2 protein-coding genes are annotated in these 1,371 nt (G+C 63.8%); both read left to right on the plus strand.

What is annotated here, in order from left to right; all coding sequences use genetic code 11:
* On the plus strand, positions 1-892 hold an 892-nt coding region (locus AC1DVH_RS31130; RefSeq protein WP_477757021.1), incomplete at its 5' end, for a vWA domain-containing protein.
* On the plus strand, positions 889-1,371 hold a 483-nt coding region (locus AC1DVH_RS31135), incomplete at its 3' end, for a VWA domain-containing protein (protein WP_477757022.1). The genes AC1DVH_RS31130 and AC1DVH_RS31135, both read left to right, overlap by 4 nt.

A 1,371-nucleotide genomic window follows, 5' to 3' on the forward strand; every position in this document is an offset into this window, starting at 1 on the left:
GCTGTGGCTGTTACTGCTGGTCGCGGCGGCGCGCCCGCAGTGGCTCGGCGAACCTTTGCCGATCGCCGCCAGCGGTCGCGATCTGCTGGTCGCGGTGGACGTTTCCGGCTCCATGGATTTCCCTGACATGCAGTGGCAGGACGAAGATGTGAGTCGACTGTCGTTGGTCCAGCACCTGCTCGGCGACTTCCTCGAAAGTCGCGAAGGTGACCGCGTCGGCCTGATCCTGTTTGGCAGCCGGGCCTACCTGCAGGCACCGCTGACCTTCGACCGCCACACCGTACGCGTCTGGCTCGACGACGCGCGCATCGGCATTGCCGGCAAAAACACCGCCATCGGCGATGCTATCGGTCTGGCCCTCAAACGCCTGCGTTTGCGTCCGGCAACAAGCCGCGTGCTGATACTGGTCACCGACGGCGCCAACAATGGCGGTGAAATCGATCCGCTCACCGCCGCCCGACTGGCGGCCCAAGAAGGTGTGAAAATCTACCCGATCGGCATCGGTGCCGATCCGGAACAAAGTGGCTCCGTGGGGTTCCTCGGTGTCAATCCGAGCCTGGACCTCGACGAGCCGTCCCTGAAAGCYATCGCCAAAGCCACCGGCGGCCAGTATTTCCGCGCCCACGATGGCAAGGAACTGCAATCGATCAAGGACACCCTTGACCAACTGGAGCCCGTGGCCCAACAACCCACCCAGGCCCGTCCGACTCAAGCGTTGTATCACTGGCCGCTCGCCTTGGCGCTGTGCTTGAGCATACTGCTGGTGGTTCCCGTACTCTGGCCGGACAATCCGTTGCAACGCCTGTTTACCAAGGATCTGTATTTGCAAACGCAATTGCTGCCCGACTGGCGCCAGCGTCTTAAACGCCTGCGTCTGCGGAGGCGCCGATGAGTGCGCTGTGGCCCTACTGGTTCCGGCCCTGGTGGCTACTGTTGCTGCCGGTGCTTGGCTGGTTGCTCTGGCAGCTCTGGCACCGCAAGAAGCGCGCCGGGCGCTGGCAGATGATCCTGCCGCCGGCCTTTCACACGGCACTGCTCAGCGGTGGCAGTGGTCGCGACAGTAAACTGCCCTGGGTCGCGCTCGGCGTGGCGTGGCTGTTGACCGTGCTCGCGCTGTTGGGCCCGGGTTGGGAACGCGTCGAGCAAACCAGCCAGAAACCCGCGGACCCGTTGGTGGTGGTTCTTGAACTGACCCCGGAAATGCTCGCCACCGACGTCACGCCCAACCGACTCGAACAGGCACGACGCAAGCTGCTTGACCTGCTGCAGATCCGCAGCGACGCGCAAACCGCCATCGTCGTCTACGCCGGCAGTGCCCACACGCTGGTACCGCTGTCAGATGATCTTTCCACCAGCCGCAACCTGTTGGAT

It is taken from the genome of Pseudomonas sp. P4_C3 (genome assembly GCF_056402075.1).